This window comes from Micromonospora sp. CV4 (assembly GCF_003667455.1).
Taxonomy (GTDB): domain Bacteria; phylum Actinomycetota; class Actinomycetes; order Mycobacteriales; family Micromonosporaceae; genus Micromonospora.
This window is the reverse complement of the sequence record NZ_RCVI01000085.1, coordinates 1-3,422: the sequence shown is the minus strand read 5'-3', so window position 1 is coordinate 3,422 and position 3,422 is coordinate 1. Positions and strand designations below refer to the sequence as shown.

The window sequence follows — 3,422 nt, the reverse complement described above, 5'->3', positions numbered from 1 at the left end:
GGGGATGGGGGCGGGTAGGGTCCGAGGGTGGCGTGGTCACGGCTATAGGGGGTGCGACATGCGGGATCTCCGGTACAAGATGATCATGGCGTTGAACGCGGCCGATCTGGGTGACCCGATCTGCGAGCAGGTGGCCGAGATCTGCGCGGAGATCGCCGAGCAGCACTGCGCCGAGTTCGGCCACACCCCGCAGGTGCGTACCGGCGAGATCGCCGAACTGGCCACCGGAGACCCGGCCCTGACCTGGGCGCCGTCGTCCGCCGACACCGCGCAGCGTGCCTGGTGACCACGACCGCGCCGGCCCCGTCGGTCGACGTACGCCGGGCCGAGGACCGTTTCGCGACCCGGATCTCCTGGCTGGATTCCAAGCACTCCTTCTCGTTCTCCCGGCACTACGACCCGGCCAACACCCACCACGGTCTGCTCCTGGTCAACAACGACGACGTGGTCCGCCCGGGTGCCGGCTTCGAGACCCACCCGCACGAGGACATGGAGATCGTCACCTGGGTGCTGCGCGGTTCCCTCGTGCACCAGGACTCCACCGGGCACTCCGGGGTGATCTACCCGGGGCTGGCTCAGCGGATGAGCGCCGGCACCGGCATCCTGCACTCGGAGAAGAACGACGCCTGGCGGCTCAACAACCAGGAGCCGCACAGCGACCCGGTGCACTTCGTGCAGATGTGGGTGCTCCCCGACGAGCAGGGCGTCGACCCCGGCTACGAGCAGTTGGAGATCGAGGACGAGCTACTGCGCGGCGGCCTGGTGCCGATCGCCTCCGGAATGGACCGCTACGACGGCGCTTCCGCGATCCGGATCCGCAACCGCTACGCCACCCTGCACGCCGCCCGGCTCACCCCCGGCGACGAGGTCACCATCCCGGACGCGCCCTTCGTGCACCTGTACGTGCCCGACGGCACGGTCAACCTGGAGGGCAGCGGCCCGCTCGGCACCGGTGACGCGGCCCGGCTCACCATGACCGGCGGCCGTCGGGTCACCGCCGACGAGCCGGCCGAGATCCTCGTCTGGGAGATGCACGCCACCGTCGCCTGACCCCCGCGCCCGGCGGCGGGGAGAGGGCCGGGCGAGGGGACGTCAGGCCGGGGATTCGACGCGGTCACCCGCCCAGGTGGTGTGGAACGAACCCTCGCGGTCGACACGCTGGTAGGTGTGCGCGCCGAAGTTGTCCCGCAGACCCTGGATCAGCGCGGCCGGCAGGCGCTCGGCGCGCAGCGCGTCGAAGTACGCCAGCGACGACGAGAACGCCGGCGTCGGCACCCCGGCCCGGGCCGCGTCGGCCACCACCCGTCGCCAGCTCGGCACGCCAGCGCCGACCGCCTCTGCGAAGTACGGCGCCACCAGCAACGTCGACAGCTCGGGCTGCTCGTCGTACGCCTCGCGGATCCGGTTCAGGAAGCGGGCCCGGATGATGCAGCCACCCCGCCAGATCGTCGCCGTGCCACCGAGGTCGATGTCCCAGTCGTACTCCTGGCTGCCGGCGCGGATGTGGTCGAAGCCCTGCGCGTACGCGACGATCTTCGAGGCGAGCAGCGCCCGGCGGACGTCCTCGATGAACGCCTCCCGATCGGACACCTGCCACTTCTCTCCGGCGTCCGGGAAGGCCCGGCGCGCCGCCTCCCGCTGGTCGGCGTGACCGGAGAGGGAGCGGGCGAAGGTCGCCTCGGCGATCCCGGTGATCGGTACGCCCAGATCCAGCGCGCTCTGCACCGTCCACCGCCCGGTGCCCTTCTGCTCGGCGCGGTCCAGCACCACGTCGACGAAGGGCTGGCCGGTGGCCGCGTCGCGGTGCGCCAGCACGTCGGCGGTGATCTCGATGAGGAACGACTCCAGCTCGCCGGCGTTCCAGTCGCGGAAGATCTCCGCGATCTCCGCCGGCTCCGCGTCAAGGCCCGCCCGGAGCAGGTCGTACGCCTCGGCGATGAGCTGCATGTCGGCGTACTCGATGCCGTTGTGCACCATCTTGACGAAGTGCCCGGCGCCGTCCGGCCCGATGTGCCGGCAGCACGGCACCCCGTCCACGTGGGCGGAGATCTTCTCGAACATCGGCCCGAGCTTGGCGTACGACTCGGCCGAACCGCCCGGCATGATGCTCGGCCCGAGCAGCGCGCCCTCCTCGCCGCCGGAGACGCCGGTGCCCACGAAGTGCAGACCGTGGGCGCGCAACGCCTCCTCGCGCCGGCGGGTGTCGGCGAAGTGGGCGTTGCCGCAGTCGACGACGATGTCGCCCTCCTGGAGCAGGGGCACCAGCTCGTCGATCACCGCGTCGGTGGGCGCGCCCGCCTTGACCATCACGATCACCGCGCGGGGCCGCTCGAGCGACGCCACGAAGTCGGCCATCGACTCGCCGGGCACGAACGTGCCCTCGTCGCCGTGCTCGGCAATCAGGCTGCGGGTGCGTTCCGGCGAACGGTTGTGCACCGCCACGGTGAAGCCGTTGCGGGCCAGGTTGCGGGCCAGGTTGCGGCCCATCACCGCCAGCCCGGTCACGCCGATCTGCGCCGTCGCCTGCTCAGCCATCCGTGCCGCCACCTCTCACCGTCGTACTGCCGTGCTGCGACCGTATCGCGGTGCGTGGCGGAGCGGGCCGCCTCGTCGACAGCCTGTCACCGGCCGGTGGCGCTCAGCCGCGGGCCAGTCGATCCTCCACGCGCGTCACCTTCGCGGTGAGCGCGTCGGTCACTCCCGGCCGGACGTCGGCCTTGAGCACGACACTCACCCGGGGCGCCCGCGCGGACACCACGTCGACCGCCCGCTTCACCACCGCCATCACCTCGTCCCACTCGCCCTCGACGGTGGTGAACATGGCGTCGGTCCGGTTGGGCAGGCCGGACTCGCGGACCACCCGTACCGCGTCGGCGACCAGGTCACCGACGGACTCACCGACACCGAGCGGGGTAATCGAGAACGCGATCAGCATGCCGCTGATGTTGTCAGGAAAACCGGATGCGCCGGTGCCCGCCCACCCGATAGCGTGCGGCCATGCGTAACTGACGCCCCACTCTCCGAGCCGGTCCGCCGCCCCGCGTCGCGGTCCGTGCGCTCCCGGGCGTCCCGCATCCCCACCCGCCGCGCGGCGGTGCTGGCCCTGCCCGACCCCGGTGAGCAGTCCCTTCCCGTTCGACTGTCGCGCTGCGACGGTCACCAGCCGAACCGACCGACCGCCGGAGCGCGGGCCGGCCGCGTCGATCGGCCGAAGGAGGCCCGGATGCCAGCCAGGCGCAACCCGAAGAAGAAGTCGTCCCGTACCCCCGGAGCAACGCCGCTCGGCACCGACCCGGCGGCCGACCGCGGTCCGCTCCGACCGACCCGCTCCGGCCTCGACCTCGCGGTCGAGCCGGCGCTGCCGGCGGGACTGGTTGAGCCGGCGCTGCCGGCGGCGTTGGTCGAGCCGGCCCTGCCGGGTG

5 protein-coding genes are annotated in these 3,422 nt (G+C 72.2%); 3 read left to right on the top strand and 2 right to left on the bottom strand.

What is annotated here, in order from left to right; genetic code table 11:
- Nucleotides 1-58: 58 nt before the first annotated feature.
- Together EAD98_RS00600 and EAD98_RS00595 are read left to right on the top strand one after the other, a co-directional pair.
- Nucleotides 59-286, top strand: coding sequence for a thioredoxin reductase (locus EAD98_RS00600; protein WP_121652151.1), 228 nt, complete (start codon nucleotides 59-61; stop codon nucleotides 284-286).
- On the top strand, nucleotides 283-1,050 hold the full coding sequence (locus EAD98_RS00595; protein ID WP_121652150.1) for a pirin-like bicupin family protein: 768 nt from the start codon (nucleotides 283-285) through the stop codon (nucleotides 1,048-1,050). The genes EAD98_RS00600 and EAD98_RS00595 overlap by 4 nt, the downstream gene beginning before the upstream one ends.
- Nucleotides 1,051-1,092: 42 nt before the next feature.
- Here EAD98_RS00595 and gndA read toward each other — a convergent pair whose 3' ends face one another.
- Complete coding sequence (gndA, locus tag EAD98_RS00590; protein WP_121652149.1) at nucleotides 1,093-2,535, bottom strand: NADP-dependent phosphogluconate dehydrogenase; 1,443 nt, start codon at nucleotides 2,533-2,535, stop codon at nucleotides 1,093-1,095.
- A gap of 103 nt (nucleotides 2,536-2,638) precedes the next feature.
- The gene (locus EAD98_RS00585; protein WP_121652148.1) at nucleotides 2,639-2,935 is read right to left on the bottom strand and encodes an MTH1187 family thiamine-binding protein; all 297 of its coding nucleotides are present in this window, start codon (nucleotides 2,933-2,935) and stop codon (nucleotides 2,639-2,641) included.
- A gap of 288 nt (nucleotides 2,936-3,223) precedes the next feature.
- Here EAD98_RS00585 and EAD98_RS30625 point away from each other — a divergent pair.
- Nucleotides 3,224-3,422, top strand: a 199-nt coding sequence (locus EAD98_RS30625; RefSeq protein ID WP_199723186.1) for a hypothetical protein, incomplete at its 3' end; no start/stop codon positions are given.

What these genes read in the sequence shown, in the direction of transcription:
- gndA (WP_121652149.1), bottom strand. Translation starts at nt 2,535, where the DNA reads ATGGCTGAGCAGGCGACGGCGCAGATCGGCGTGACCGGGCTGGCGGTG.
- EAD98_RS00585 (WP_121652148.1), bottom strand. Translation starts at nt 2,935, where the DNA reads ATGCTGATCGCGTTCTCGATTACCCCGCTCGGTGTCGGTGAGTCCGTC.
- EAD98_RS00600 (WP_121652151.1), top strand. Translation starts at nt 59, where the DNA reads ATGCGGGATCTCCGGTACAAGATGATCATGGCGTTGAACGCGGCCGAT.